The 23,692-nt window shown below is 64.6% G+C and carries 21 protein-coding genes; 13 read left to right on the top strand and 8 right to left on the bottom strand.

The annotated features are described in order from the left end of the window. On the top strand, positions 1–374 hold a 374-nt coding region (locus tag L630_RS20895; RefSeq protein ID WP_034329089.1), incomplete at its 5' end, for a transposase. A gap of 166 nt (positions 375–540) precedes the next feature. On the opposite strand, the gene L630_RS0101525 is transcribed toward L630_RS20895, so the two are convergent. Continuing rightward, positions 541–1,923 (bottom strand): aminomethyltransferase family protein, encoded by a 1,383-nt coding sequence (locus L630_RS0101525; RefSeq protein WP_024846526.1) that lies wholly within the window; start codon positions 1,921–1,923, stop codon positions 541–543. 109 nt (positions 1,924–2,032) lie between these two features. Here L630_RS0101525 and L630_RS0101520 point away from each other — a divergent pair, with 109 nt between their 5' ends. Next, positions 2,033–2,968 (top strand): LysR family transcriptional regulator, encoded by a 936-nt coding sequence (locus tag L630_RS0101520; protein WP_024846525.1) that lies wholly within the window; start codon positions 2,033–2,035, stop codon positions 2,966–2,968. A 47-nt stretch (positions 2,969–3,015) separates the two neighbouring features. On the opposite strand, the gene L630_RS0101515 is transcribed toward L630_RS0101520, so the two are convergent. After that, complete coding sequence (locus L630_RS0101515) at positions 3,016–3,939, bottom strand: LysR family transcriptional regulator (protein WP_024846524.1); 924 nt, start codon at positions 3,937–3,939, stop codon at positions 3,016–3,018. A gap of 125 nt (positions 3,940–4,064) precedes the next feature. Here L630_RS0101515 and L630_RS0101510 point away from each other — a divergent pair, with 125 nt between their 5' ends. Further along, positions 4,065–5,957 carry a sugar phosphate isomerase/epimerase and 4-hydroxyphenylpyruvate domain-containing protein gene (locus L630_RS0101510; RefSeq protein WP_024846523.1) on the top strand — a complete coding sequence of 631 codons (1,893 nt, stop codon included), beginning with the start codon at positions 4,065–4,067 and terminating at the stop codon, positions 5,955–5,957. Positions 5,958–5,995: 38 nt separating this feature from the next. On the opposite strand, the gene L630_RS0101505 is transcribed toward L630_RS0101510, so the two are convergent. Then, on the bottom strand, positions 5,996–6,982 hold the full coding sequence (locus tag L630_RS0101505; RefSeq protein ID WP_024846522.1) for a Gfo/Idh/MocA family oxidoreductase: 987 nt from the start codon (positions 6,980–6,982) through the stop codon (positions 5,996–5,998). Between the two features lie 400 nt (positions 6,983–7,382). Here L630_RS0101505 and L630_RS0101495 point away from each other — a divergent pair, with 400 nt between their 5' ends. The 5 genes from L630_RS0101495 (at position 7,383) to L630_RS0101475 (ending at position 13,059) form a co-directional block, all read left to right on the top strand. Then, positions 7,383–8,399, top strand: coding sequence for an ABC transporter ATP-binding protein (locus tag L630_RS0101495; RefSeq protein WP_024846521.1), 1,017 nt, complete (start codon positions 7,383–7,385; stop codon positions 8,397–8,399). Beyond that, positions 8,396–9,457: an oligopeptide/dipeptide ABC transporter ATP-binding protein gene (locus tag L630_RS0101490; RefSeq protein ID WP_024846520.1), complete on the top strand. Its 1,062-nt coding sequence runs from the start codon at positions 8,396–8,398 to the stop codon at positions 9,455–9,457. The genes L630_RS0101495 and L630_RS0101490 overlap by 4 nt, the downstream gene beginning before the upstream one ends. A gap of 47 nt (positions 9,458–9,504) precedes the next feature. Next, positions 9,505–11,073, top strand: a complete 1,569-nt coding sequence (locus tag L630_RS0101485) for an ABC transporter substrate-binding protein (protein WP_084465674.1) — start codon at positions 9,505–9,507, stop codon at positions 11,071–11,073. A gap of 121 nt (positions 11,074–11,194) precedes the next feature. After that, a complete protein-coding gene (locus tag L630_RS0101480) occupies positions 11,195–12,151 on the top strand; it encodes an ABC transporter permease (protein ID WP_348601357.1) in 957 nt (318 codons plus the stop codon). Then, the gene (locus L630_RS0101475) at positions 12,148–13,059 is read left to right on the top strand and encodes an ABC transporter permease (protein ID WP_024846517.1); all 912 of its coding nucleotides are present in this window, start codon (positions 12,148–12,150) and stop codon (positions 13,057–13,059) included. The genes L630_RS0101480 and L630_RS0101475 overlap by 4 nt, the downstream gene beginning before the upstream one ends. Before the next feature lie 594 nt (positions 13,060–13,653). On the opposite strand, the gene L630_RS0101470 is transcribed toward L630_RS0101475, so the two are convergent. Then, entirely contained in the window at positions 13,654–15,237 is a 1,584-nt protein-coding gene (locus L630_RS0101470) for an ABC transporter substrate-binding protein (RefSeq protein WP_024846516.1), read from the bottom strand. 254 nt (positions 15,238–15,491) lie between these two features. On the opposite strand from L630_RS0101470, the gene L630_RS0101465 reads away from it, so the two are divergent. The 5 genes from L630_RS0101465 (at position 15,492) to L630_RS0101445 (ending at position 20,209) form a co-directional block, all read left to right on the top strand. Next, the gene (locus L630_RS0101465) at positions 15,492–17,117 is read left to right on the top strand and encodes a GMC family oxidoreductase N-terminal domain-containing protein (protein ID WP_024846515.1); all 1,626 of its coding nucleotides are present in this window, start codon (positions 15,492–15,494) and stop codon (positions 17,115–17,117) included. Positions 17,118–17,179: 62 nt separating this feature from the next. Then, positions 17,180–18,235 (top strand): amidohydrolase family protein, encoded by a 1,056-nt coding sequence (locus tag L630_RS0101460; protein WP_024846514.1) that lies wholly within the window; start codon positions 17,180–17,182, stop codon positions 18,233–18,235. A 2-nt stretch (positions 18,236–18,237) separates the two neighbouring features. Continuing rightward, positions 18,238–19,341, top strand: coding sequence for an amidohydrolase family protein (locus L630_RS0101455; protein WP_024846513.1), 1,104 nt, complete (start codon positions 18,238–18,240; stop codon positions 19,339–19,341). Beyond that, positions 19,338–19,796, top strand: coding sequence for a Rieske (2Fe-2S) protein (locus tag L630_RS0101450; RefSeq protein ID WP_024846512.1), 459 nt, complete (start codon positions 19,338–19,340; stop codon positions 19,794–19,796). Before L630_RS0101455 ends, L630_RS0101450 begins: the two co-directional genes overlap by 4 nt. Positions 19,797–20,008: 212 nt before the next feature. After that, a complete protein-coding gene (locus L630_RS0101445; protein ID WP_034329087.1) occupies positions 20,009–20,209 on the top strand; it encodes a hypothetical protein in 201 nt (66 codons plus the stop codon). A gap of 61 nt (positions 20,210–20,270) precedes the next feature. Here L630_RS0101445 and rpsU read toward each other — a convergent pair whose 3' ends face one another. The 4 genes from rpsU to L630_RS0101425 form a co-directional block, all read right to left on the bottom strand. Next, positions 20,271–20,537 (bottom strand): 30S ribosomal protein S21, encoded by a 267-nt coding sequence (rpsU, locus tag L630_RS0101440; RefSeq protein WP_024846510.1) that lies wholly within the window; start codon positions 20,535–20,537, stop codon positions 20,271–20,273. A 205-nt stretch (positions 20,538–20,742) separates the two neighbouring features. After that, entirely contained in the window at positions 20,743–21,276 is a 534-nt protein-coding gene (locus L630_RS0101435) for a DUF934 domain-containing protein (protein ID WP_024846509.1), read from the bottom strand. Next, a complete protein-coding gene (locus L630_RS0101430; RefSeq protein WP_024846508.1) occupies positions 21,273–22,028 on the bottom strand; it encodes a phosphoadenylyl-sulfate reductase in 756 nt (251 codons plus the stop codon). The genes L630_RS0101435 and L630_RS0101430 overlap by 4 nt, the downstream gene beginning before the upstream one ends. Further along, a complete protein-coding gene (locus L630_RS0101425) occupies positions 22,003–23,673 on the bottom strand; it encodes a nitrite/sulfite reductase (protein WP_024846507.1) in 1,671 nt (556 codons plus the stop codon). Before L630_RS0101425 ends, L630_RS0101430 begins: the two co-directional genes overlap by 26 nt. Positions 23,674–23,692 lie beyond the last annotated feature (19 nt).

Raw genomic sequence — 23,692 nt, 5'->3', positions numbered from 1 at the left:
GCTATGCCACCACCGACCGCAACGGCTACCGGCACTACCGGTCCGACCCGGCAGTGTGCCGCGACTGTCCGCTGCTTGCCTCCTGCACGTCGAATGCCAAGGCGGTTCGCACCATCACCCGGCATGTGTGGGCGGACGCCCGCGAACGGACGGACAGTTACCGCAAGACGGCGTGGGGCAAGGCGATCTACAAGCGACGCAAGGAGACGGTGGAGCGCTCGTTTGCCGACGCCAAACAGCTGCACGGGCACCGTTATGCGCGCTTGCGCGGGCTGATGAAGGTGAGCTGGCAATGTCTGCTGGCGGCGGCCAGCCAGAACATGAAGAAGATCGCGCTGGCGCTCACCCGCCAGCCCCGCCTGGCGGGGGCATGAGGCCCTCTCGCCCCTTCATTATCTTCACTTCGTCAGGCACCGGCAGCGCCCCTGCGCTCGGTCATCCCGCCCCAACGAAAAACCCGCCAAAAAATCGGCGGGTTTGTCAGTGGTCTGAGGGCCACGGATTTCTCCGTGGCCCTTCTTCGTTCGGCTTGCCGGAACGTCAGATGCCCGCGTTCGAGCGGTATTCCGTGCGGGCCTTGGAGACCAGCGGAGCCGGCTGGACGGTCGCGCGGATCTTCACCTGCACGTGGTCCTCGACCTGCAGCTTCGACGACGGCTTGTCCTCGCCCCAGACGAGCGTGACTTCCGTACCCGGCGTTGCAAAAGCCTTGTCGATGACGCCGAGCGAGAGCATGGCGCGCTCGTTGGCCGAGTAGCCGGTCCACGTCGACAGGCCGACGACCTTGCCGTCAACTTCGATACGGTCGAAGTGGAAGGTGTCGTAGAGCGACATCGGCAGGTTGATGAACTTGGCGCCAATGCCCGGCTTGAACATCGAGGCGTAGGCCGCGCCGACGTCGTCGCCGTTCCAGACGAAGGTGACCTTTTCACGCGCCTTGTCGCGGCCCTCGGCAACCATCTTCTCCAGCGCCTCGCGGCCGATGAAGTCATGGTCGAAGGCCACGATGCGGCCGTAGTCGAGGTCGTACGGGGTGAAGTAGTAGTCCTCGATGTTTTCCGAGTAGAAGCTGCCGCCGAGCGGAGCGGTCGTCTCGTAAGCCTTCTCGTCGAGCCATTCGCGATAGGCCTTCATTTTCTCGCCGGTGTAGATCGCCGGCAGCGGACGCGGCAGCCAGCCGGATTCGAGCGCGTTGGTGTGGTAGGCGCGCGCGCCAACCTGGACCATGCCGTGCTTCTCGCCGGCCTCGAGGATGGCAGAGTGCACCGCCTCGCGGTCTTCCCACGGGCCCCAGATCTCGAAGCCCGGCTCGCCCGCCATGCCGTGGCGCAGCGCGCGCACAACCTTGCCGGCAATGTTGAAGCGGGTCATGTAGAAGAACTTCAGCTTCGGCGGCTCCTCACCGGTCACCTCGCGGATGATGTCCATCGCGCCCGGACCCTGGATCTGGTAGCGATAGTTGACCGGGTCGCCCTGGCGAACGGCCGAGCTGTCGTCGCGCCAGACGCGCACGTTGTAGCCGCCGGTTTCGGCGTGGAAGTGCATCCAGTTGATCGACGTCGGAATGCCGACGGCCTGGAACTCGTCCTCCTCGAGGTGGAACAGGATGTTGTCGCCGATGACGTAGCCGTCATGGTTCACGGCCACAAACTGCTTGGCCATGTCGACAGGGAAATGGGCGACGGTGTTGACCGCGAGATCGCTGATCAGCTTCATCGCGTCCGGCCCCTTGATGTTGAGGTCGGCCATGTGGTGGCACTGATCGTAGAGAACAGCGGTGCGGCGCCAGGCCAGCTGCTCGTCGCGCCAGTTGCGGTATTCCTGCGCCACGCGAGGAACGACTGACGGCGGCTGCTGCGATTCCCAAAGCAGCTTCACCGGATTGCCGGCCTTGGCAATCGCCTCCTCCAGATTCTTGACCATGATCTTCCTCCCGGAATGTCTCCAAACACGGGCGGCAGTTTCCATCACGATAGTTATTATGTAAAACATGTTTTGAAGACGACACACCTAAGAAAAACCGGGGAGGCAAATGATCCCGTTCACGATCCGCCAGCTGGAATATTTCGACGCCGTGGCGAGCGAGGGATCGCTGGCTGCCGCGGCAGCGCGCTGCCATGTCAGCGCCTCGGCGCTTGCCCTCGCCCTCGACGAGCTTGAGCACCATCTGGGTGTCCAGCTGTTCGTACGGCGCAAGGGCAAGGGCGTGATCCTGACGCAGGCCGGCTCGCGGCTGCTCTCCCATGCGCGGCTGGTGTTGTCGGGTGTGGATGCGCTCGCGGCAGATGCGGGTCAGAGCGCACAGAGCCTGTCGGGACGCTTCGCGATCGGCTGCTTTTCCTCGCTCGCGCCCTTCTTCCTGCCGGGCATCATGGAGGATTTCCAGAAGATGCATCCGGACCTCGTTCTGGAAATCGAGGAGGCGGATGCGCCGCGGCTCGACGACATGCTGCTGCAGGGCCGCATCGACGTCGCGCTGCTCTACAGCGTCGACGTCTCGACCCAGCTTGCCTTCGATCCACTGCACGAGTTCCGGCCCTACGTGATGGTCGCCGAACACCATCCGCTTGCGCAAAGGGGCGGCGTAAGTCTGAGCGAGCTCGTGGACGAGCCGCTGATCCTGTTCGACCGCCATCCGACCCGGCGCAACACCGAGAACATCTTCGCCGCGCTCGGGCTGAAGCCGCGCGTCGGGCACACGACGACAAATTTCGAGCTGACGCGTTGCCTCGTCGGCCGCGGCCTCGGCTACGGCCTGTTGTTCCAGCGCCCGGCCGGGGCAATCACCTATGACGGCCACCGCGTCGTCATTCTGGAGATCGAGGACGATGTGCCGGGCACGGTGATCGGCCTTGCGCGTCCGGCGGGCGCGCCGCGCACCGCGCGCTACGCCGCGCTGCTCGACTATCTTCTCGCGGATTCCGCGCGGAAGAATCCGAAGGCGCAAAAGCGCCGGATCACAGCCTGACGAGGCCTTCGCTGCATCATGGAGCGAAGCGGCGCTCTGGTCAGTCGTCAGGCCGGCGCTTCGAGATCCTGCCGCGCGGTGGTTTTCAGCAGTTCCTGCCGGAAGCGGGCGATCGCGAATTCGGCGAAGGAGGAAAGCTGCCGCCCCTTGCGCGAGACGACATAGGCCGAGATGTTTGCTGCTTCCGCGAGCGGGCGGCGGGTGATGCCCGGCATGTAGACCTCAGCGACGGAAAACTCGTCGATGACGGCAACGCCGAGCCCATGGCGCACGAAGCTCACCACCGTCTGCGCGAAGCGGCCGCGCATGGCATAGGTCGGCTTCAGCCCCTCCTGCGCGAAAGGCCGTGCCAACGTTGCGCCATATGGGTCGCCGGCGTCGACGCCGACCAGATCCTCCTTCACGAGGTCATGCACCGAGATCACCTTCTTTTTAGCGAGCGGGTGGCTGTCCGGCACGATGGCGACCAGCCGGCCGTCGGCCAGCTTGACGTTCTCAAGCGCAGGGTTCTCCAGCGCCGAGCTCATGATGACGAACTCGCCGCGCTCGAGCAGCAGATAGTCGGTCGTCTCCTCGATCTTGAGGATGTTCATGTCGATGTAGAGGTCGGGGAAGCGCTTGCGGATGTGGCGCGCCGCTCGCGCGGCGATGAACTGGGCGATCGACGGCGCGCAGGCGAAGGTCAGCCGCACGTCGCCGCCCTTGCGCAGCGAAGCGACCGCCGTGTTGAGGTTGTCCATCTGCCGGTGCACCTGGTGCACCATTTCGAAGATCGGGGTTGCCTCGGGCGAGGGCACGAACAGCCCCGCCTTGCGCTCGAACAGGCGAATGCCGAGCAGGTCTTCGGTGTGGCGCACGAGGCGCGAGATGCCGGGCGCGGAGACGTTCAGCAACCGTGCCGCCCCCTGGATCGTTCCCGCCAGCATCACTGCGCGGATGACTTCGACCTGTCGAAGCGTAAGCTCGCTCATTGCCCGTTCCCGAAAGATGAACCGGCTCCGCCCTTAACATCTTGTTACGCGGAACGTCAGAACGATATTTGCCGTTACGCAACGCGCCGGGCAATATCGGCTGCAAGGGATTTTCGGGGGAAGCGATGAAGACGTCGATCGCCACCGTTTCTATCAGCGGAGATTTCCGCGAGAAGCTGGCCGCCATTGCCGCTGCCGGCTTCGACGGTATTGAGATTTTCGAAAATGATTTTCTGGCCTTTGATGGCTCGCCACGCGAGGTGGCGCAGATGGCGGCCGACGAGGGGCTTGCCATTACGCTCTACCAGCCATTCCGCGACTTCGAGGGCTTGCCAGAGCCGCAGCGCTCGCGCGCCTTCGACCGCGCCGAGCGCAAGTTCGACGTGATGGGCGAGCTGGGCACCGACCTGATGCTGGTCTGTTCGTCCGTGTCGCCGATCTCGCTCGGCGGCATCGACCGCGCCGCAGACGATTTTCGTGAGCTCGGCGAGCGGGCGGCAAAGCGCGGCATCCGCATTGGCTACGAGGCGCTGGCCTGGGGCCGCCATGTCAGCGACCACCGTGACGCATGGGAGATCGTGCGCCGCGCCGACCATCCGAACATCGGCCTGATCCTCGACTCCTTCCACACGCTCGCGCGCAAGATCGACCCGAACACGATCCGCTCGATCCCAAAGGACAAGATCTTCTTCGTCCAGCTTGCCGATGCACCGGCGATCGACATGGACCTGCTCTACTGGAGCCGCCACTACCGCAACATGCCGGGGGAGGGCGATCTGGCGGTGGCCGAGTTCATGCGCGCCGTCACTGCCACGGGCTATGACGGCTACATCTCGCTCGAAATCTTCAATGACCAGTTCCGCGGCGGCTCGCCGCGCGCGGTCGCCGATGACGGGCATCGCTCGCTGGTCTGGCTGATGGACCAGGTGCGCCGTGAGGAACCTGCTCTGAAGGTCGACCTGCCGCCGATGCCGGCGCCGGTCGGCGTCGAAGGCGTTGCCTTCATCGAGTTCGCCGCCGACGAGGCGGGCGCGAAGTCGATCGCGCAGCTGCTGACGTCGCTGGGCTTCGCCCATGTCGGCCGCCATGTCTCCAAGGCGGTCGACCACTGGCGCCAGGGCGACATCAACATCCTCGTCAACACCGAGCAAAAGGGCTTTGCCCACTCCTCGTTCCTCGTCCACGGCACCTCGGTTTATGCCCTTTGCCTCAAGGTCGAGGACGCACATGCCGCCGCCGAGCGCGCCTGCGCGCTGGGTGCAGAGCGCTTCGAGCAGGAAGTGCCGCCCGGCGAGCTGCGCATTCCGGCAATCCGCGGCGTCGGCGGCAGCGTCATCTATTTCCTCGATGATAGCGAGCAGCCGTCCCGCATCTGGGACGTCGACTTCCGCCCGGTCGAGGGCACGCCGGCAAATCCCGGCGCCGGCCTCACCCGCGTCGACCATGTCGGTCAGACGATGGAGCAGGGCGACATGCTGTCGTGGCTGCTGTTCTACACCTCGATCTTCCGTACCCGGAAGACGCCGATGGTCGACGTCATCGATCCGGCAGGCGTCGTGCGCAGCCAGGTGATCGAGAGCGAGGATGGCGCCTTCCGTCTCACCCTCAACGGTGCCGAGAATCGCCGCACGCTCGCCGGCCGCTTCATCTCCGAGAGCTTCGGTTCCAGCGTTCAGCATCTCGCTTTCGCGACCGACGACATCTTCGCCACCGCCGCCGCACTCCGCAAGGCAGGCTTTGCCCCGCTGACCCTGTCGCGCAATTACTATGATGACGTTGAAGCCCGCTTCGGCCTCGACCCCGAGCTTGCCGACCGCATCCGCGCCGAAAACATCCTCTATGACCGTGACGAGCACGGCGAGTATTTCCAGCTCTACGCGCCGACTTGGGGTGAGGGACTGATCTTCGAGATCATCGAACGCCGCGACGGCTATGCCGGCTACGGCGCGCCGAACGCACCGTTCCGCATCGCCGCGCAGAAGCGTCATCTGCGCCCGAAGGGCATGCCGACGAAGTAGCAGAGGGAAGGGCGGCGGAGTCCAGTCCGCCGCTTGCCCTAGATTGCCTCGGGCTTGCCGCTCTCGCCTGAGCGGAAGATCGCGTCGATGACCTTCTGGTTACGCACCGACTCCTCCAGCGGGAAGATCCTGCCGCCACGTCCGCGCACCGCCTCGACGAATGCTTCCGCCTCAAGCCGATACTGATTGATGTTGGGGAAGCGGAAAGTCGCGCCGCCGCTGTGGTTCTGGTTGTAGAGCACGACCTTCTGGTCGCCGTAGACGCCGGCGTTGAACGGCGACTCCACCTCGATGAATCCCTTGTCGCCGTGGAACACCATCGACTGCCGTGCCGCCATCTGCGTCGCGACATAGAAGCTGAGGTCGAAGCCCTCGAACTCGGCGCTGACGGTCGAATAGATGTCGGTGCCGAAGGTCGGGTCGCGCTCGACCTTGGCGGTGACCCGCAGCGGCTCCTTCTCTGTCACGAAGCGCGTCGTGACGACCGGATATACGCCGATGTCCGGCAGTGCCCCGCCGCCGAGCTCCGGCCGGTTGCGCATGTTGTTGGGGTCGACATTGTGATAGCTGAACGCGCCTTGCACATGCCGTAGCCGCCCGATTTCACCGGCAGCGACCAGCTCGCGCACTTTGTGCCACTGCGGGTGGTGTACCACCATGTAGGCTTCGCTGACGATGACGCCGCTGCGGTCGCGTGCCTCGATCACGCGGGCGATCTCGTCTGCCTTCAGCGCCAATGGCTTTTCCACCAGCACATGCTTGCCGGCATTGGCTGCCTTCACGGCCCACTCGACGTGGTGGGACGTGGGAAGCGGAATGTAGACGCCGTCGATCTCCGCGCTCTCCAGCATCTCCTCATAGCTGCCGAAGGAGAGCGGCGCGCCGACACTGTCGGCGAGCTCCCGCGCCCGCGCTTCATCGCGGCTGGCGATCGCATGCACGTTGCCATTCGCGGAGGTCTGGATCGCCGGGATGACGAACTCGCGCGCGATCTTGGCCGTCGACAGGATGCCCCATCTAAATATGTTCATCATCTTCTCCTCCCCTCAGCTTTTTCTCGCTTCCCGAACCTTAGCCGATCACGCGGAAGGTTTGCAGATGGCCGTTCGTCGACGCTTTAAGGACGGTGGCGAACACGGCATAAATGCCCGTCCTGTATACGAAATTCGGTTCCGGCTGCATTCTCTCCGGTCGCGGCAGCCTGTGCGGCCATTCCAATGGGCGGAACCGTGAGGTTTTTGCTGGAAGGCCAAGAATGCCCTTCCCCCTCACGCATGGGTATTGTATACATGAACTAGTTATCGGGAGGAGCGGAGACTGATGCCTCGGCGCAGCCATGCTGCAGCCGGGCTTCAGTACCCCGAAACAGGATAGCCACCTGCATCACGGCGTGAGTTGCAGGCAGCATGGAGGAACGGACGCCGGATGAATCAGCTCGCCGGGGCCACGACGAATGGCCAGGAATCGCTTCTGGACATCCAGAATCTCACTTTGTCCCTGCGCGACCAGAACGGCTGGGTAGAAGTTCTTAACAATGTAAGTTTTTCGGTGAAGCCGAGGGAGATCCTCGGCGTCGTCGGTGAGAGTGGCTGCGGCAAGTCCATGACCGCGCTGTCGATCCTGCGCCTGTTGCCGCCGCGCGATTCGCGTCTCGGCGGGCGGATCATGTTCAACGGTCAGAACCTCGTCGACAACACCGAGTCGCAGATGTCCCGCGTGCGCGGCCGGCACATCTCGATGATCTTTCAGGAGCCGATGAGCGCGCTCGATCCGGTGTTCACCGTCGGCCACCAGATCGAGGAAACGCTGATGCGCCACTTCCGCATCAGCAAGAAGGAGGCGCGCGAGCGTGCGGTGGCTGCGCTGGATTCGGTGGGCATTGCCTCGCCGCGGCACGTCGCTGACCGCTATCCGATGAGCCTGTCGGGCGGCATGCGCCAGCGCGTGATGATCGCGATGGCGCTGGTTTGCGAGCCGCAGCTTCTCATCGCCGATGAGCCGACCACAGCGCTGGACGTCACCATTCAGGCGCAGATCATGGACCTGCTGCTCGATCTCGCCGACCGCACCGGCACCGCGATCATGTTCATCACCCACAATCTTGGCCTCGTTGCCCAGAGCTGCCACCGCATGATCACGATGTATGCGGGCCAGGTCGTCGAAAGCGGCAATGTCCGCGAGGTGATCGCCAATCCGCGCCATCCCTATACGGCGGGCCTTCTGTCCTCGATTCCCGACAGCCGCCGCGCGCGCGGGACGCTGCCGTCGATCCCGGGCCGTGTGCCGTCCCTGCGGGCGATGCCACAGGGCTGCCGCTTCGGCCCGCGCTGCAGCCATGCAGTTCCGGCCTGCGAGCAGCCGCAGCGCATCGAACTCGCCGGCCACCGCGAGGTGCGGTGCCATCGTTGGGAAGAACTGCAACTTGAGAGGGTCGGCGCATGACTTCTGCCCTGACCAGCACCCGTCCTGCCGTCACTGTCGATGGCGTGAGCGTCACCTTCGGAAATGCGAAGCGCGGCACTGCGGTCCGCGCCGTCGATGGCGTCAGCTTCAATGTCGAGAAGGGCGAGATCTTTGGCGTCATCGGCGAGTCCGGTTCGGGCAAGTCGACCCTCGGCCGCGCGATGGTCTGCCTGCTCACCCCGAGCGGCGGCACCATCCTGCATGACGACGTCAACCCGTTCACCCTGACGCGCCGCGAGCTCAACCGACATCGCCGCAAGTACCAAATCGTCTCGCAGGACCCGAACGCGGCGTTTGATCCGCGCATGACCATCCTGCAGAGCGTGATGGAACCGCTCAACATCGCGGGTGAGGGCACCCGGGCCGAGCGCCGTGCCCGCGCCTTTGCGATGCTCGATCGCGTCGCGCTGTCGCCGGAGCTTGCCAACCGCTACCCGCACGAGCTGTCGGGCGGCCAGAAGCAGCGCGCCAACATCGCCCGCGCCCTGATGCTCGAGCCGAACGTCATCGTCTGCGACGAGGTGGTCGCCGCGCTCGACGTGTCGATCCAGGCCGACATGCTCAACCTGTTCGACAGGCTGCAGAAAGAACTTGGCCTGACCTACGTCTTCATCAGCCACGACCTGCGCGTCGTCTCGCACATCAGCGACCGCGTCGCGGTGATGTATTTCGGCAAGATCGTCGAGTTCGGCCCCGCCCGCGAAGTGATCGAGACGCCGCTTCATCCCTACACCGAGGCGCTGCGTTCCGCCGAGCCGGAGATCACTGCGCTGGGCGAGGCGCGCAAGCGCATCATCCTGCAGGGCGAAATCCCGAGCGCGATCAATCCGCCGAGCGGCTGCCGTTTCCACACGCGCTGCCCGCGCATGCGCGACATCTGCCGCGCGCAGGAACCCGAACAGCGCGAACTGCTGCCTGGTCGGCATGTGGCCTGCCACTTTGCAGAGGAGATGCTGCGCGAGAGCGCGGCGGAGCATGTTGGTCTTACGGATCGGTCGGTTGTCGCGACTACCACCGCGCCGGGGGTGCTGACCTGACGGCCACGGGGAGATGGCCGGTATTTCTGATGGAGGAGAAGAAAGACGTGACGACCAATTTCTACGGCAGACTGCCGAATCTAACCCGACGCAGCCTGATGGCTGGCACCGCCGCTCTCGGCGGTACGCTTCTTGTGCCGGCAATGGCCCGCGCACAGGCGCCGCAGCCGCGCACCGGCGGCACGCTCCGCGTGGTGATGCCCTACAATCCGGCGTCGCTGGATCCGATCGCGGGCCGCAACAACCCGGACTTCAACGCCCTGTTGATGCTCTACGACGCGCTGATTTCCTTCGATCCGAAGACGCTTGAGCTTCAACCGATGCTGGCGACGTCGTGGGAGTTTGCCGACCCGACCACGCTCGTCGTCAAGCTGCGCGAGGGTGTCGAGTTCCACGACGGCGAGCCGTTCAACGCGGACGCTGTGGTGTTCCACATCGACCGTTGCCGCAACTATGAAAAGTCCAACGTCAAGTCGGACCTGACCGTCGTCGAGAAGTGCGAGGCAACCGGCCCGTACGAAGTCACCTTCAAGCTCAAGTTCCCGGATGCATCGCTCCCGGCAACGCTTGCCGACCGCGCTGGCTGCATCGTCTCGCCGGCATCCGTCAAGGCTGCTGAGGGTGGCAATGTCGACCGCAACCCGGTCGGCACCGGCCCGTTCAAGTTCGTCGAGTGGCAGGACAACACTCTCATCAAGCTCGTTCGCAACACCAACTACTGGGGTGATGCGCCGTACCTCGATGCGATCGAAGCGCGCATCATCAACGAGCACAACACCGCCGTCCGTGCCGTGACCGCGGGCGAGGCCGACATCGCCCTCAACATGAGCGCGCAGCAGATGGCCGTGGCGAAGCGCGACCCGAACGTCGTCGCCGAAGCCACCCCCTCGATGATCTACTACTCGGCCTTCCTCAACTACGGCAAAGGCAGCCCGCTGGCAGACGTGCGCGTGCGCCAGGCGATGAACTGGGCGCTCGACCGGCCGGTGCTTAACCAGGTGCTGTGGGGCGGCCTCGGCGGCGGCAACTGCTCGATGTTCCCGTCGGGCTTCTGGGCCAACGATCCCGAGACCGAGAACTACTACACGCTCGACGTCGACCGTGCGAAGTCGCTGCTCAAGGAAGCCGGATTTGCGAACGGCATCGAGATCGAGACCCACACCTGGGCCGACCAGGCTGCCGTCCAGCGCCAGGAGGTGGTTAGCGCACAGCTCGCCGAGGCTGGAATCCGCCTCAAGGTGACGCCGTCCCAGCCGGCGCAGGCGATGCAGTTCTTCCTCAACGAGAAGAAGGGGCACATGCTGCTGTCGCCGACCGGTGGCAACCCGGATCCGGCAACCGCCTACGACCGCCACTTCGCGGCAACGGCCTACCGCAACGCGGCCAAGCTCGAACTGCCCGGCTACCGTGAACTCGCGGATGCCTCGCTGAACACGTTCGACTTCGCCGCGCGCCAGCAGGTTCTCTACAAGATGCAGCGTTTCGTCCTCGAAAACGCGCTGCACCTGCCGCAGTTCACCTCGGCCGGCATCATCGTGCGTTCGCCGAAGGTGCACAACTTCGACTTCAGCCTTCTGCAGCGTCCACGCTTCCACAAGGTCTGGCTCGAGGCATAAGCCGACCAGCCATCACGATTCGGGGCGGGCAGTTCTGCCCGTCCCGTCTCCACCGGGGACATCCCGGTGCCAGAGCCGCCGGGTGAACCGGCGCGAAACTGCCGATCGACGGAGCAGGATGATGTACGGCATTCCCGGGATGGTCGCACGAAGGCTGGTTCAGCTCGTGCCCGTCATGATCGTGGCCACATTCGTGGTCTTTTCCCTTGTCTACCTGATGCCCGGCGACCCGGCGGTGACGATCGCCGGCGACTACGCCACCGAAGAACGCGTAGAGGAAATCCGCCGCATCTACGGCTTCGACCGGCCGATGCTGGTGCAGTACTTCGCCTGGCTGGGCAATGTCGTGATCGGTGATCTCGGCCGCTCGCTGTTCTCCAACGAGTCGGTTCTCACCCTCATCCTCGCGCGCCTGCCGCACACGATCCTGCTCGTCGTCTACGCGCTCATCGTCGGTGCCGTCATCGGCATTCCGCTTGGCATTCTTGCCGCCACCCGCCAGGGCACGACCCTCGACAAGATCATCACCAGCGTCGCCTCGCTGGGCGTCGCCGTTCCGAACTTCTGGCTCGGCATTCTGCTCGTCACCCTGTTCTCGCTGAACTACCGCTGGTTCCCGGCAACCGGCGCGACTTCCTTCTTCGAGGAGCCCGCCAAGGCGCTCTACTTCGCGACCCTCCCGGCAATTGCGCTGTCCACCGGCGTTGTCGCCGTGCTTGCCCGCCAGGTGCGCAGCGCCCTTCTCGAAGTGCTGGGCTCGCAATATATCCGCACCCTGCGCGCCAAGGGCCTGAGCTCCGGCTCGATCCTCTGGAAGCACGGCCTGCGCAACGTCGCCGCCACCATGCTCACCATCGCCGGCCTGCAGGTGAACCGCCTGTTCTCCAGCGCCGTCATCGTCGAAGCTGTGTTCGCGATTCCCGGCGTCGGCAACCTGATCAGCTATTCCGCGCTCAACAAGGATTTCCCTGTCGTCCAGGGCGTCGCGCTGGTTCTGGTGCTGGTCGTGATCTTCACCAACCTCATCGTGGACGTCCTCAACGCGATCTTTGACCCCCGAGTGGCGGCTTCGACATGACCGATATCTCCATGAACACCGTGACCACGCCGAACCCTGCCACCGCTGCCGCATCCGGCATCCCGCCGCCCACGCGCTTCAGCCTGTGGCGCTGGCTCTGGTCGGACAAGCGCGCGCTCGTCAGCCTCGCCTATATCGTCCTGCTGGTCGCGGCGGCGGTGCTGGCGCCGGTCATCGCGCCTTACGAGCCCAACCAGCAGAACCTGATGGACATGCTGGCGCCGCCGAGCGCCGAGCATTGGCTCGGCACCGATGACCTTGGCCGCGATACGCTGAGCCGCCTGATGCACGGCTCCTACAACGCGCTTTATGCCGCCGGGCTGGCCGTCGGCATCGGCGTCCTGATTGGCGTGCCAATGGGTGTCTTCATTGGTTTCGTTGGTGGCTGGGTCGACGAGGTCGGCAGCCGCATCATCGACGGCGTGCTCGCCTTCCCGCCGATCGTGCTGGCCGTTGCCGTCACCGGCGCGCTGGGCATCGGCCTGACGAATGCGATGATCGCGGTGGGTTTCGCCTTTGCGCCGGTGCTTGCCCGCACCATGCGCGCGCAGACCTTGGTGGTGAAGAACGCACTCTATGTCGAGGCCGCGGTCGGCTTTGGCGCCTCCCGTCTCCACCTCATCGTCCGTCACATCATCCCGAACGCGATCCAGCCGGTCATCGTCGAGATCACGCTGATGCTGGCGGTGGCGCTCCTCGCCGAGGCGGGCCTGAGCTTCCTCTCGCTCGGCGTCCAGCCGCCGGAATCGAGCTGGGGCGGCATGCTTGCCCGCGCCTACCATTATGTCGAGGTCGCGCCCGAGCAGATGTATGCCCCGGGCTTCGCGATCCTCTTCACGGCGCTTGCCTTCAACACGCTCGGCGAGTCGATCCGCGTGCTGCTTGATCCGACGGTCAAGAAGAACTGAGGCGTCGGGCAGACACCATCGCCGCGCGGGCGCAGACGTTCAGGCATGGATCGTCGGCTCAAGGCCGACGATGACGAGACGGAAATGTCGAAATGACCTGAATGACGTCTCAGCTCCGCAGCGGCAGAAACGTCACGTCGAGCCTGGCAGCATTTCAGCCTACGGGGCCCGCAGCGTCGCGCGTCCATCTCAACTTCGTCATCCTCGGGCCTGACCCGAGGATCGATGCCTGAACCGAAAAGGTGAATGGGCATAACCGCGGGCACTGCCCCCGGATCCTCCCCCGCAACGCGGGGGAGGGGAACCATGCGGAGCATGGTGGAGGGGGCTCATGGAGCGGCAACGCTCGCGATCTTCGCTCCGGCAAGAACCGTCCACGGGCAAGGACCAGAGGCGCGCCTGCGATCTTCCGCTCTGTGTCGCCCGCCCACCGACCGACCCGAGCTTCGCCAGCGCCGAAACAAACCCCGGTCCGACACGAAAAAGCCCGGCTTCATCGCCGGGCTCCTCTCTTCTGCCAATCAAGCTTCGTGCAGAACGCGGCGGACGTCTCAGAAACCTGCCACGTCCGCCCGTCTCATCAGGGCAGTGCCCTCACGCGTCCTGCTTCAGCCACACGCGGTGGAAGCGCGGCGAATGCAGGCGGTCGTAGCGGAAGTCCTGCACCTTCTTGTTGCGCACCGACATAGCCGAGGACGTGTAGAGCGGCACGTGCAGCGCCTGCTCGACGACGAACTTCTGCAGCGCCGCGAAGGCCTCCGCACGTTCATCCGGGTCGGCCGACTTCGCAGTCGCGTCCAGCAGCTCGCGGAACTTCGGGTCTTCCGTCTTGCCCGCGTTGAACTGGCCCTTGGCACCGAACAGGCGGTCGTAGGTCTGGCTCGGATCAAGCCAGCCGCCCTGCGGGTTGAGGATCAGCGAGCCCTTGCCTTCCATGTAGAAGTGCTGGTTCACCACCTGCGGCGGCGACGGGGTGATCTTGAGGCGGATGCCCGCCTGCTCGAGCTGGTTGCCGATGAGCTCGATGCGCTGGATCGACGTCTGGTCCGGCCAGCTCCAGGCCTCGATCTCGACGCCGTTCGGATGGCCGGCTTCAGCGAGCAGCGCCTTCGCCTTCTCCGGGTCGTGCTGGTAGTAGTGCGCGGTGTCCTTGTCGACGGCCCAGAAGTCCGACGGGAACATGGTCGATGTGGGCTCGCCGAGGCCGAGCATCAGCACCGTGTTCAGTTCCTCGCGGTTGATCGCATAGTTCATCGCCTGGCGCACGCGCACGTCGTCGAGCGGCGGCTTGGCGAAGTTGAGCATCAGCGTGAAGAAGATCATCGAGGGCTTCGCCTCGGCGACCAGCTCCTCGTTGCGCCGCGCGGTCGCGATCTGCTGAGCCGCCAGATTGAGGGCAAGGTCGGTTTCGCCCGCGCTCACCGTGCGCGCGCCCGTGTTGAGCTCGTTGATGATGCGGAAGTCGATGCCGTCGAGATAGGGCAGGCCCGCCTGCCAGTATTTCGGGTTCTTCTCGACGCGGATCAGGTCGTTGTCGCGCCACTCGACGAACTTGAACGGACCGGTGCCGACCGGATTGCGGTCGACATTGCCGTCTGCCGCCGCCTTGATCGACGCGGGCGAAACGATGCAGCCCGCCCGACCAGTCAGGATCGTCGGCAGCGAATAGTTCTCCTGCTTCAGGCGGATCGTCACCTGGTGCGTGCCGGTCGCCTCGATGCTCTCGACCGAGGCAAGGTCGGACTGCACGTTGGAGCGCGGGTCGCTCATCGAGCGTTCGAGGTTGAACTTCACGGCCTCCGCGTCGAACGGCGTGCCGTCGTGGAACTCCACGCCCTCGACGAGGTTCAGCACCAGCGTCTTGCTGTCGGTGAAGTTCCAGTCCTTCGCCAGCATCGGCTCGAGTTCGAGCGTGTCGGGGTCATAGCCGATCAGCGCGTCGAACAGCGCGTAGAGCGCGTTGAAGTCGGGAATGTTGCGGCCGGTAATCGGGTCGAGCGCAGCCGGATTGTAGGGCATCGCAATGCGCAGGGTGCCGCCCGAAGTTGGCGTGCCCTGCGCGAAGCCGCTTGTCGGCAGCATCATCGATGCACCGAGCGCTGCACCTGCCCCAAGCAGTGCGCGGCGATTAATCGTGAAATGAGAAGAGGACGCCGATGCGTCCCGTGTGTCGCTCATCTATTGAACCTCCCAGATAAGCTTTTGGCTCAGCGGGACGCTCGCCCAGTCCCCCCCCGGGCGCGGCATCCTGCCATCCCTGAACGTATAACAAGGACGTTCCAATGTATACATTATTACGTTAAGTTGTTTGCGCGAGCTTTCCGCCGAGGGGCCTGCTGTGCGATGATCTTCGCGCTGGCCAGGGAGGCGGAACCGGCGGTCCTGCTTGGAGGAGCAGGCTGTGCGGTCAGGCTGGCGGAGGAGGAAATTGCATGAGCGTGTTCGATCGCTCCCGACCCTTTACCTACATCATCGTCGGCGGTGGCACGGCTGGTTGTGTACTGGCCAATCGGCTGTCGGCTGATCCATCCAACGACGTGCTGCTGATCGAAGGCGGCGGCGAGGGCCGCGGCTTCTACGTCGACATGCCGATGGGCCTGGCCTACATGATCGGCCGCCCGCGCTACGACTGGTGCTACAAGAGCGAACCGGAGCCCTACTGCAACGGCCGCTCCTTCGCTCTCCCGCGCGGCAGGATGCTTGGCGGCAGCTCCGCCATCAATGGGCTGATCTACGTGCGCGGACACGCCTACGACTACGACCAGTGGGCGCAGCTGGGGAACCGCGGCTGGTCATGGGAAAGCGTGCTGCCATACTTCCGGCGCTCCGAAGCCTTCCACCGGCCGGCGGAGGCGCATGGCAGCGATGGCGAATGGGCGGTGTCCGACCCCAATGTGCGTTGGGAGGCGCTGCAGGCCTATCGCCAGGCGGCGATCGACCTCGGCATCCCGGCCAATGACGACTACAATGACGGCGACAACGAGGGTGTTGCCTGGTTCGTGGCCACCATCCGCAACGGCCGCCGCCATTCGACGGCGCGCGCCTTTCTCGATCCGGTGCGCAACCGCCGCAATCTCGAAGTGGTCACCGGCGCGCTTGTGGACCGGATCAGCTTCGACGGCAGCCGAGCAAAGGGCGTCGTCTTCCGGCTTGGCGACAGGCAGGTGGAAGTCTCGGCCTCGGTCGAGATTATCCTCGCCGCTGGCGCCTACGGCACGCCGGCGATCCTCGAGCGCTCGGGCGTTGGCGATCCGAGGGTGCTCTCCTCTGCCGGCATCGAGACCCGGCACGAGCTGCCGGGCGTTGGCGAAAACCTTCAGGACCACTGGCACATCCGCGTCCAGCACCGGCTGAAGAACACCAGGACGCTCAACAGCCACGTCAGCTCGCGCTTCGGCAAGATGATGCTCGGCGCGCGCTACCTTGCGACCCGCACCGGCCCGCTCAGCGGCTCGCCCACCCTGCTCGGCGTGTTTGCCAAGACCGATCCGCATGCGCCGGCGCCCGACATCCAGATCCACGTCTCGGGCGCGACCTCGCCCAGCTTCGGTGGCACGCCGCACGATTTCCCGGGCATCACCTCGTCGGTCTGCATCCTGCGGCCAGAGAGCCGCGGCTACTGCCACATCGGCAGCACCAACCCGGCGGAGCAGCCGCGCATCCTGCACAATTATCTGCGCGAGGAGTCTGAGCTCGACATCGCGGTCCGCTCGGTCGAGCTGGTGCGCAAGATCGCAAACGGCGCGGCGATGGCGCGCTTCGAGCCGCAGGAAATCCAGCCGACGGCAGCCGTGCAGTCGCGTGACGAGCTAATCGCCTATGCCCGCGAGAGCGTCTACACGACCTTCCACCCGGTCGGCACCTGCAAGATGGGCCGCGACCGCATGGCCGTCGTTGATGACCGCCTGCGGGTCCACGGGCTCTCGGGCCTGCGCATTGCCGACGCATCGGTGATGCCGACGATCGTCTCCGGCAACACCCAGGCGGCAACCGTCATGATCGCCGAGAAGGCGTCCGAATTCGTCCGTGAGGATGCGATTGAGGTGCAGGCCGCGTGACGCGAAGCCCCCAGCCTGCGCAAGTGTTTTAGTTGTTAAGCATAGGTGAGATGCATACAAAGATGGCCAAGTTTGACACCACCGGGGCGATCGACTGCGACGTCCATCCTCCGTCACCGCGCCGGGCCGACCTGCTGCCGTACCTGGACGATTACTGGAAGGAGATCGTCACGACCCGTGAGGTGGACGTCCTCGAGATGAACTCGTTCCCCGAGCGCACGCTGCCCTACATGCGCCCGGACTGGAAGGTGAACGGCGGCGACCCGCTCGAGGCGATGCAGAAGAACCTGCTGGATCCGCTCAAGCTGGATCTTGCTATCCTCAACGTGGTGTCGGGCGCGCATGCGCTGTTCGATCCGTATCTTTCCGCCGCCATCTGCCGCGCGACCAATGACTGGCTGATCGACAAGTGGCTGAACCGCGACTCGCGCCTGCGCGCTTCGATGCTGGTTCCGTTCCAGAACGTCGAGGCTGCGGTCGAGGAAATCGAGCGCCTCGCCGACGACAAGCGCTTCGTGCAGATCCTGACCCTGTCGGCGACCGAACTGCCGCTAGGCCGGCGCATCTACTGGCCGATCTATGAGGCGGCGGAGAAGCACGGGCTGCAGCTCGGCATCCACGCCGGATCCAACTACCGCAACGCGCCGAGCCACAGCGGCTTCCACTCTTTCCTGATCGAGGACCACCTCGCGCACACGCAGGGCTTTGCGACGCAGATCGCCAGCCTGATCTCGGAAGGTGTCTTCACCAAATATCCGCAGCTCAAGGCGGTTGCGATCGAGTCCGGCGTGACCTGGGTGCCGCCGCTAATGTGGCGCATGTCCAAGGACTGGCGCGGCGCGCGCATCGAGGTGCCATGGGTCAAGGACGCCCCGGCCGACATCATCCGCCGCCATGTGCGCATGACCACGCAGCCGTTCGACCTGCCGGATGACCCGGCCGAGGTGCCGAAGGCGCTCGATCACCTGCTGAGCGACGAGATGCTGCTGTTCTCGTCGGACTACCCGCACTGGAACTTCGAGGGCCTGGATGTATTGCCGGAAGGCATTCCGGATGCGACGCTGGCAAAGCTGCTGCGCGACAACATCCTCGCCGCCTATCCGAGACTTGGAGGCTGACCATGGAATCGTCCGTACTTGAGCGCACCGAAGACAAGGCGGAAACGCTGGGCGTCGTGGACTGTGACGTCCACCCGGCCTTCAGCCGTCCCGACCAGCTCAGCGACTACCTGCCGGAGCGCTGGAAGCAGCATGTGCGAGACTACGCGATCCGCAGCGCCAATCCGCTGCTGGGCACGCTGCCCTATCCGCGCCTGACGCCGGGCAACGGCATGCGCCGTGACTCCTGGCCGCCGGCGGGCGGTCCTCCGGCTTCCGACCTCGATTTCCTGCGCGAGCAGCTGCTCGAGCAGTGCAATATCGAGATCGGCATCCTGCAGCCGCTCGCTGCGGGCAGTGTCGCCTTCAACATGGAGCTGGGTGCAGCCCTCTGCAGCGCCCTGAACGACTGGCAGATCGACAAGTTCGCCGGTCCCGAGCCGCGGCTGCGTGCATCGATCTGCATCCCGCAGGAGGATGCGAAGGAAGCCGTCGCCGAGATCGACAAGCGCGTCACCGACCGCCGTTTCGTGCAGATCGCGATGCCGCCGCGCACCATCGAGCCGGCCGGGCGCAAGCGCTACTGGCCGATCTACGAGGCTGCCGAGCACTACGGCCTGCCGATCGGCCTGCACACCAGCGCGTTCGGCTATCGCCCGAACACGCCGTCTGGCTGGACTTCGTTTTATCTCGAGGAGCACTTCGCTGCCTCGAACAGCCTGCAGACGGTCATGTCCAGCATGATTCTGGAAGGGGTGTTCGAGCAGTTCCCGAAGCTGAAGATCGTTCTCGTCGAGGGCGGCTTCTCGTGGCTGCCGTCGCTGTTCTGGCGCATGGACCGCGAGTGGAAGCGCATGCGCAGCGAAGTCCCGCATGTGAAGCGCAAGCCGTCGGAATATGCGGCCGAGAACTTCTGGTACACGACCCAGCCGATCGAGGAGCCGGAGAAGAACACGCACCTTCTTGACATCCTGCGCTGGATCGGCCCGGACCGGCTGATGTTCTCGACCGACTACCCGCACTGGGACTTTGACGATCCGCGCTATGCCTTCAAGGTCCCGCTGACGCCGGCCGAGAAGAACGCGATCTTCCGTGACAACGCGATGAAGCTGTTCCGACTGCAATGACGAGCGCACAGGCAGAAGTAAAGGCGCGTCCGAAGCGCGAAGCATCGCGCCATGTGGTCGCCCGCGTCGATGAAATTGCCGAGGGCAAGTCGAAACTCGTCAACGTCGAGGGTCGCGCCATCGCGATCTTCAACGTCAAGGGCGAGTATCTGGCGATCGCCAACCGTTGCCCGCATGAGGGCGCGGATCTGTGCCGCGGCAGCGTCGTTCCGCTGATCGAATCCGATACGCCGGGCGTGGTGCGCCTATCGCGCCACGGCGAGCTGGTGCGCTGCCCGTGGCACGGCTGGGAGTTCGACCTTCGCACCGGAAAATCCTGGTGCGATCCGTCGCGCACGCGCGTGAAAAGTTATGACGTGAAGGTGGAGCGCGGTGCGGCACTGGTTGAGGGGCCGTATCAGACCGAGGTCTACAAGATTTCGGTCGAAGACGAGTATCTGGTGCTGGAACTTTAGCCGCGTTCCGGCGTTGGTGATGCAGCCGGGTCTGGCAACGGGCCCGGCTTTTTCACGCCTCTGATGCACACACCAGAGGGCAGCCCCAAAGCCGGTCTCGGGCACTTAAGTAAAATTTTACCTTATCTGCTGTCTCATGAAGCTGAACGCAAGGTAACCGGAACAATTCAACCGGCTGGGACTTTTCGCATTGCAACTACGGAATGGAAAACATGAACCATACGAAGGCAATGACCAGCGGCAAAGGGGGGTTGCCTGAGATGATCCGTAAGGAGCTTGGCGCGGATACGAACCGCCGCTTTCTTGCAAAGTATCAGGATTTCAGGCCAATCACCGAGACGTCAGAGAAGTTCTGCAATCTTCTCAAGCGGCTTGATCTCGCCGAGACCGCTACGCGCAAATCCCGCGATTGACATCGACAGGCGATGGCTGACCGGGTGCGGGTGAACGCGTCCGGTCGCCACGTTTGAAACATTATGCCGCGCTGGCAGCCGACGGGCGAGCCGGACGGGCAGGGCCCTTGCGCTTGGGAGCCGGCAGGAGGCCTTCGCGCTGTGCCTGCTTGCGGGCGAGCTTACGCGCACGGCGCACGGCTTCCGCCTTTTCGCGAACGCGCTTTTCCGACGGCTTTTCATAGGAGCGGCGCGCCTTCATCTCGCGGAAGACGCCTTCGCGCTGCAGCTTCTTCTTCAGAGCGCGCAGCGCCTGGTCGACATTGTTGTCACGTACGATGACCTGCAAAATCAAATCCTACAGTTACGGGTTCGCCCGGCATGTACATCTGACATGGAGGACATGGATTGGATCGCAATCGGCGATCCGGCGGTATGACGCTCGTCACGAATTCAGGGAAGGGATCGGAAAGTGGTCCGGACCCGACAGCGTCTTGGATGAGATGGATATAAACCCGCTGGCCGCGGATGCAACCCTTGGACGGCGAAAAGCCTCAGGCAAGCGCCTTCCGTCGCCAGGAAAATCCCGTTGCGGCAGCCTCGGCGCGCGCTGCCGGTTGGTAACGCTGGGCAATCCCGCCAACCCGGCCTTCCTCCAGCCGCTTCAACGCCGTCTCGTTGCTGACCTCGAACTCGGAAAAGCCGGTGCGCAGCATCAGCGGGATCTGGTCGATGAGGACCTCGCCTGAGGCGCGGATCGCGCCCTTGTAGCCGTGCCGCGTGCGCAGGAGCTGTGCCTTCGAATAGCTGCGCCCGTCGTTGAAGGCCGGGAAGCCGAGCGAAACGAGCGGCAGGGTGGCAAGGAACGGCACAATCGCCGCGATCTGCTCGCCAGGCTCGAGATGAACGCCGAGCCGCGCTGCATTTTCCGTCCGTGTCGTCTCGTCGAGCGCAAGGAACGCTGCGAGCGGCAGGATCACGCCGAGATTGCCGGCAAGCGCCTGCGCATCCTCCGCGCGGATCCACTGGTCGTCGCGAAATCCTTCCTCGGTCCAGAGGCGGATTGCGGGCGCGTCTGTTTCGCTCATCGGGTCGTTTCCTGAAGGTCTTTTGTGGCGAGCGAGCGGTTCAGCCCGCCAAGATGGATGCCGCATTCGGTTTTGGCCTGCCCGGCCCAGCGGCCTGAGCGCGGGTCTTCCCCCGCTCTGGTCGGCTGGGTGCAGGGAAAGCAGCCGATCGAGAAATAGCCGAATGCAACCAGCGGATTCGGGCGCAGTTCATGCTGTTCCATGTAGGCGACCAGCATGTCTGCGTTCCACCCGGCCAGCGGGTTGACGCGCACCCGCGGCTCGACCGTCTCGAACACGGGCATCGCCGCGCGCGTTCCCGCCTGGAAGCGCTTGCGGCCTGTGAACCAGGCACGATAGGGCGCGACGCCCCGCGCCATCGGCTCGACCTTGCGGATCGCGCAGCAGCCCTCGACGTCGTTTTTATGCAGGTCGCCCGTTCGGTCAGCGCTGGCGAGCGCCGCTTCTTCCGGAGAGACGATTACGAGGTTGGTAAGCCCGAGATCGGCGATCAGATCGTCGCGGTAGCGCAGCGTTTCCTCGAAATGCTTTCCGGTATCGAGAAAGACGACCGGCAGGTTGCGGTCAATTGCGGAAATCATGTGCAGCAGGACGGCCGAATCCGCGCCGAACGAGGACACAACCGCCACCTCGTCCGCGCCGAATTCTTCGAGCGTCGCCGCAATGATTGTCTGCGGTTCGGCAGTGCCAAACCGTTCGTTCAGGGCAGCAGCGCGGGTCGCCGCGTCAGGCTGCCCTGGCTTCGGCGCCATAGAGGGCCTCCTTGAACGGCTGGGGCCCGAGCCGGCGATAGGCCTGCAGGAAGGTCTCGGACGGGTCCTGCCGCCAGGCAAGATAGGTCTCGACGATCGTTTCGATCGCCGGCCCGATCTCCTCGGCGCTGAAGCCGCGGCCGACGATCTCGCCGATCGAGGTGTTTTCGTCCGCCGAGCCCCCGAGCGTCACCTGATAGAGCTCGGAGCCCTTCTTCTCGACGCCAAGGATGCCGATGTGGCCGACATGGTGATGGCCGCAGGCGTTGATGCAGCCCGAGATCTTCACCCTCAGCTCACCAATGTTCTCCTGCCGCTCCAGCGAGGCGAAGCGTTGGGAAAGATCCTGCGCGACCGAAATCGAACGCGCGGTGGCAAGCGCGCAGTAGTCGAGGCCGGGGCAGGAAATGATGTCGGTGATGAGACCGGCATTCGGCGTCTCCAGCCCGAACTCGACCAGCCGGTCATATACGGCCTTGAGGTCGGCGCGCGCCACATGGGGCAGGATCAGGTTCTGCTCGTGACTGACGCGGATCTCGTCGAAGGCGTAGCGCTCCGCCAGTTCCGCAACCGCGTCCATCTGCTCGGCGGTGGCGTCGCCCGGCGCCTCCCCGGTGCCCTTGAGCGAGATGGTGACGGCGGCATAATCCGGGTTGCGATGGGTGGTGACGTTGCGCTTCAGCCAGGCCGCCAAGCTGCGGCTGTCGGCCTGCGCCTCGCGCAGCGCCGCATCGCCTTCCGGCCGCGCTGGCAGGGCAGGGGGAGCAAAGTAGGCCTGGATGGCGCGGATGTCGTCTTCCGGCAGTGTCAGTTCGCCATCCTTCAGCGCCTCGAACTCCTGTTCGATCCAGCCGGTCAGCTGCTCTGTGCCGGTCTCGTGGACGAGGATCTTGATGCGCGCCTTGTACTTGTTGTCGCGGCGGCCGTGCAGGTTGTAGACGCGCAGGATCGCCGTCACATAGGCAAGCAGGTCCTTCTCCGGCAGGAAGTCGCGGATCTTCTTGGCGATCATCGGTGTGCGGCCCTGACCGCCGCCGACATAGACCGCAAAGCCGAGTTCACCCGCGTCGTTGCGCTTCAGGTGCAGGCCGATGTCGTGCGTCTGGATCGCTGCGCGGTCGCGCGCAGCGCCCGTCACCGCGATCTTGAACTTGCGCGGCAGGTAGGAAAATTCGGGATGCACCGAAGACCACTGCCGCAGGATCTCGGCATAGGGGCGCGGGTCGGCGACCTCATCGGCCGCCGCGCCGGCGAAGTGATCGGCCGTCACGTTGCGGATGCAGTTGCCGGACGTCTGCAGCGCGTGCATCTCGACCGTCGCCAGCTCATCCAGGATCGCTGGTATGTCCGACAGCGCCGGCCAGTTGAACTGGATGTTCTGGCGCGTGGTAAAATGGCCGTAGCCCTTGTCGTAGGTGCGCGCAATGTGCGCCAGCATCCGCAGCTGCCGGCTGTTCAGCGTCCCGTAGGGGATCGCGACGCGCAGCATATAGGCGTGGAGCTGGAGATAGACGCCGTTCATCAGCCGCAGCGGCTTGAACTGGTCTTCCGTAATCTCGCCCGCCAGCCGGCGCTCGACCTGGTCGCGGAACTCGGCGACGCGCGCCCTTACGAAATCGTGGTCGAACTCATCATACCGGTACATGCGGGCGGTTCCCTGAACT

The sequence above is a fragment of the Aminobacter sp. J41 genome (genome assembly GCF_000526635.1).
In the GTDB taxonomy this organism is placed as follows: Bacteria; Pseudomonadota; Alphaproteobacteria; order Rhizobiales; family Rhizobiaceae; genus Aerobium.
This window is presented reverse-complemented; position numbering and strand designations above follow the sequence as displayed.

Excerpts from the sequence above, each read along its gene's own strand:
- L630_RS0101525 (WP_024846526.1), bottom strand. The coding sequence starts at position 1,923 with ATGGTCAAGAATCTGGAGGAGGCGATTGCCAAGGCCGGCAATCCGGTG.
- L630_RS0101520 (WP_024846525.1), top strand. The coding sequence starts at position 2,033 with ATGATCCCGTTCACGATCCGCCAGCTGGAATATTTCGACGCCGTGGCG.
- L630_RS0101515 (WP_024846524.1), bottom strand. The coding sequence starts at position 3,939 with ATGAGCGAGCTTACGCTTCGACAGGTCGAAGTCATCCGCGCAGTGATG.
- L630_RS0101510 (WP_024846523.1), top strand. The coding sequence starts at position 4,065 with ATGAAGACGTCGATCGCCACCGTTTCTATCAGCGGAGATTTCCGCGAG.
- L630_RS0101495 (WP_024846521.1), top strand. The coding sequence starts at position 7,383 with ATGAATCAGCTCGCCGGGGCCACGACGAATGGCCAGGAATCGCTTCTG.
- L630_RS0101490 (WP_024846520.1), top strand. The coding sequence starts at position 8,396 with ATGACTTCTGCCCTGACCAGCACCCGTCCTGCCGTCACTGTCGATGGC.
- L630_RS0101480 (WP_348601357.1), top strand. The coding sequence starts at position 11,195 with ATGTACGGCATTCCCGGGATGGTCGCACGAAGGCTGGTTCAGCTCGTG.
- L630_RS0101475 (WP_024846517.1), top strand. The coding sequence starts at position 12,148 with ATGACCGATATCTCCATGAACACCGTGACCACGCCGAACCCTGCCACC.
- L630_RS0101470 (WP_024846516.1), bottom strand. The coding sequence starts at position 15,237 with ATGAGCGACACACGGGACGCATCGGCGTCCTCTTCTCATTTCACGATT.
- L630_RS0101465 (WP_024846515.1), top strand. The coding sequence starts at position 15,492 with ATGAGCGTGTTCGATCGCTCCCGACCCTTTACCTACATCATCGTCGGC.
- L630_RS0101460 (WP_024846514.1), top strand. The coding sequence starts at position 17,180 with ATGGCCAAGTTTGACACCACCGGGGCGATCGACTGCGACGTCCATCCT.
- L630_RS0101455 (WP_024846513.1), top strand. The coding sequence starts at position 18,238 with ATGGAATCGTCCGTACTTGAGCGCACCGAAGACAAGGCGGAAACGCTG.
- L630_RS0101450 (WP_024846512.1), top strand. The coding sequence starts at position 19,338 with ATGACGAGCGCACAGGCAGAAGTAAAGGCGCGTCCGAAGCGCGAAGCA.
- L630_RS0101445 (WP_034329087.1), top strand. The coding sequence starts at position 20,009 with ATGAACCATACGAAGGCAATGACCAGCGGCAAAGGGGGGTTGCCTGAG.
- L630_RS0101435 (WP_024846509.1), bottom strand. The coding sequence starts at position 21,276 with ATGAGCGAAACAGACGCGCCCGCAATCCGCCTCTGGACCGAGGAAGGA.
- L630_RS0101430 (WP_024846508.1), bottom strand. The coding sequence starts at position 22,028 with ATGGCGCCGAAGCCAGGGCAGCCTGACGCGGCGACCCGCGCTGCTGCC.
- L630_RS0101425 (WP_024846507.1), bottom strand. The coding sequence starts at position 23,673 with ATGTACCGGTATGATGAGTTCGACCACGATTTCGTAAGGGCGCGCGTC.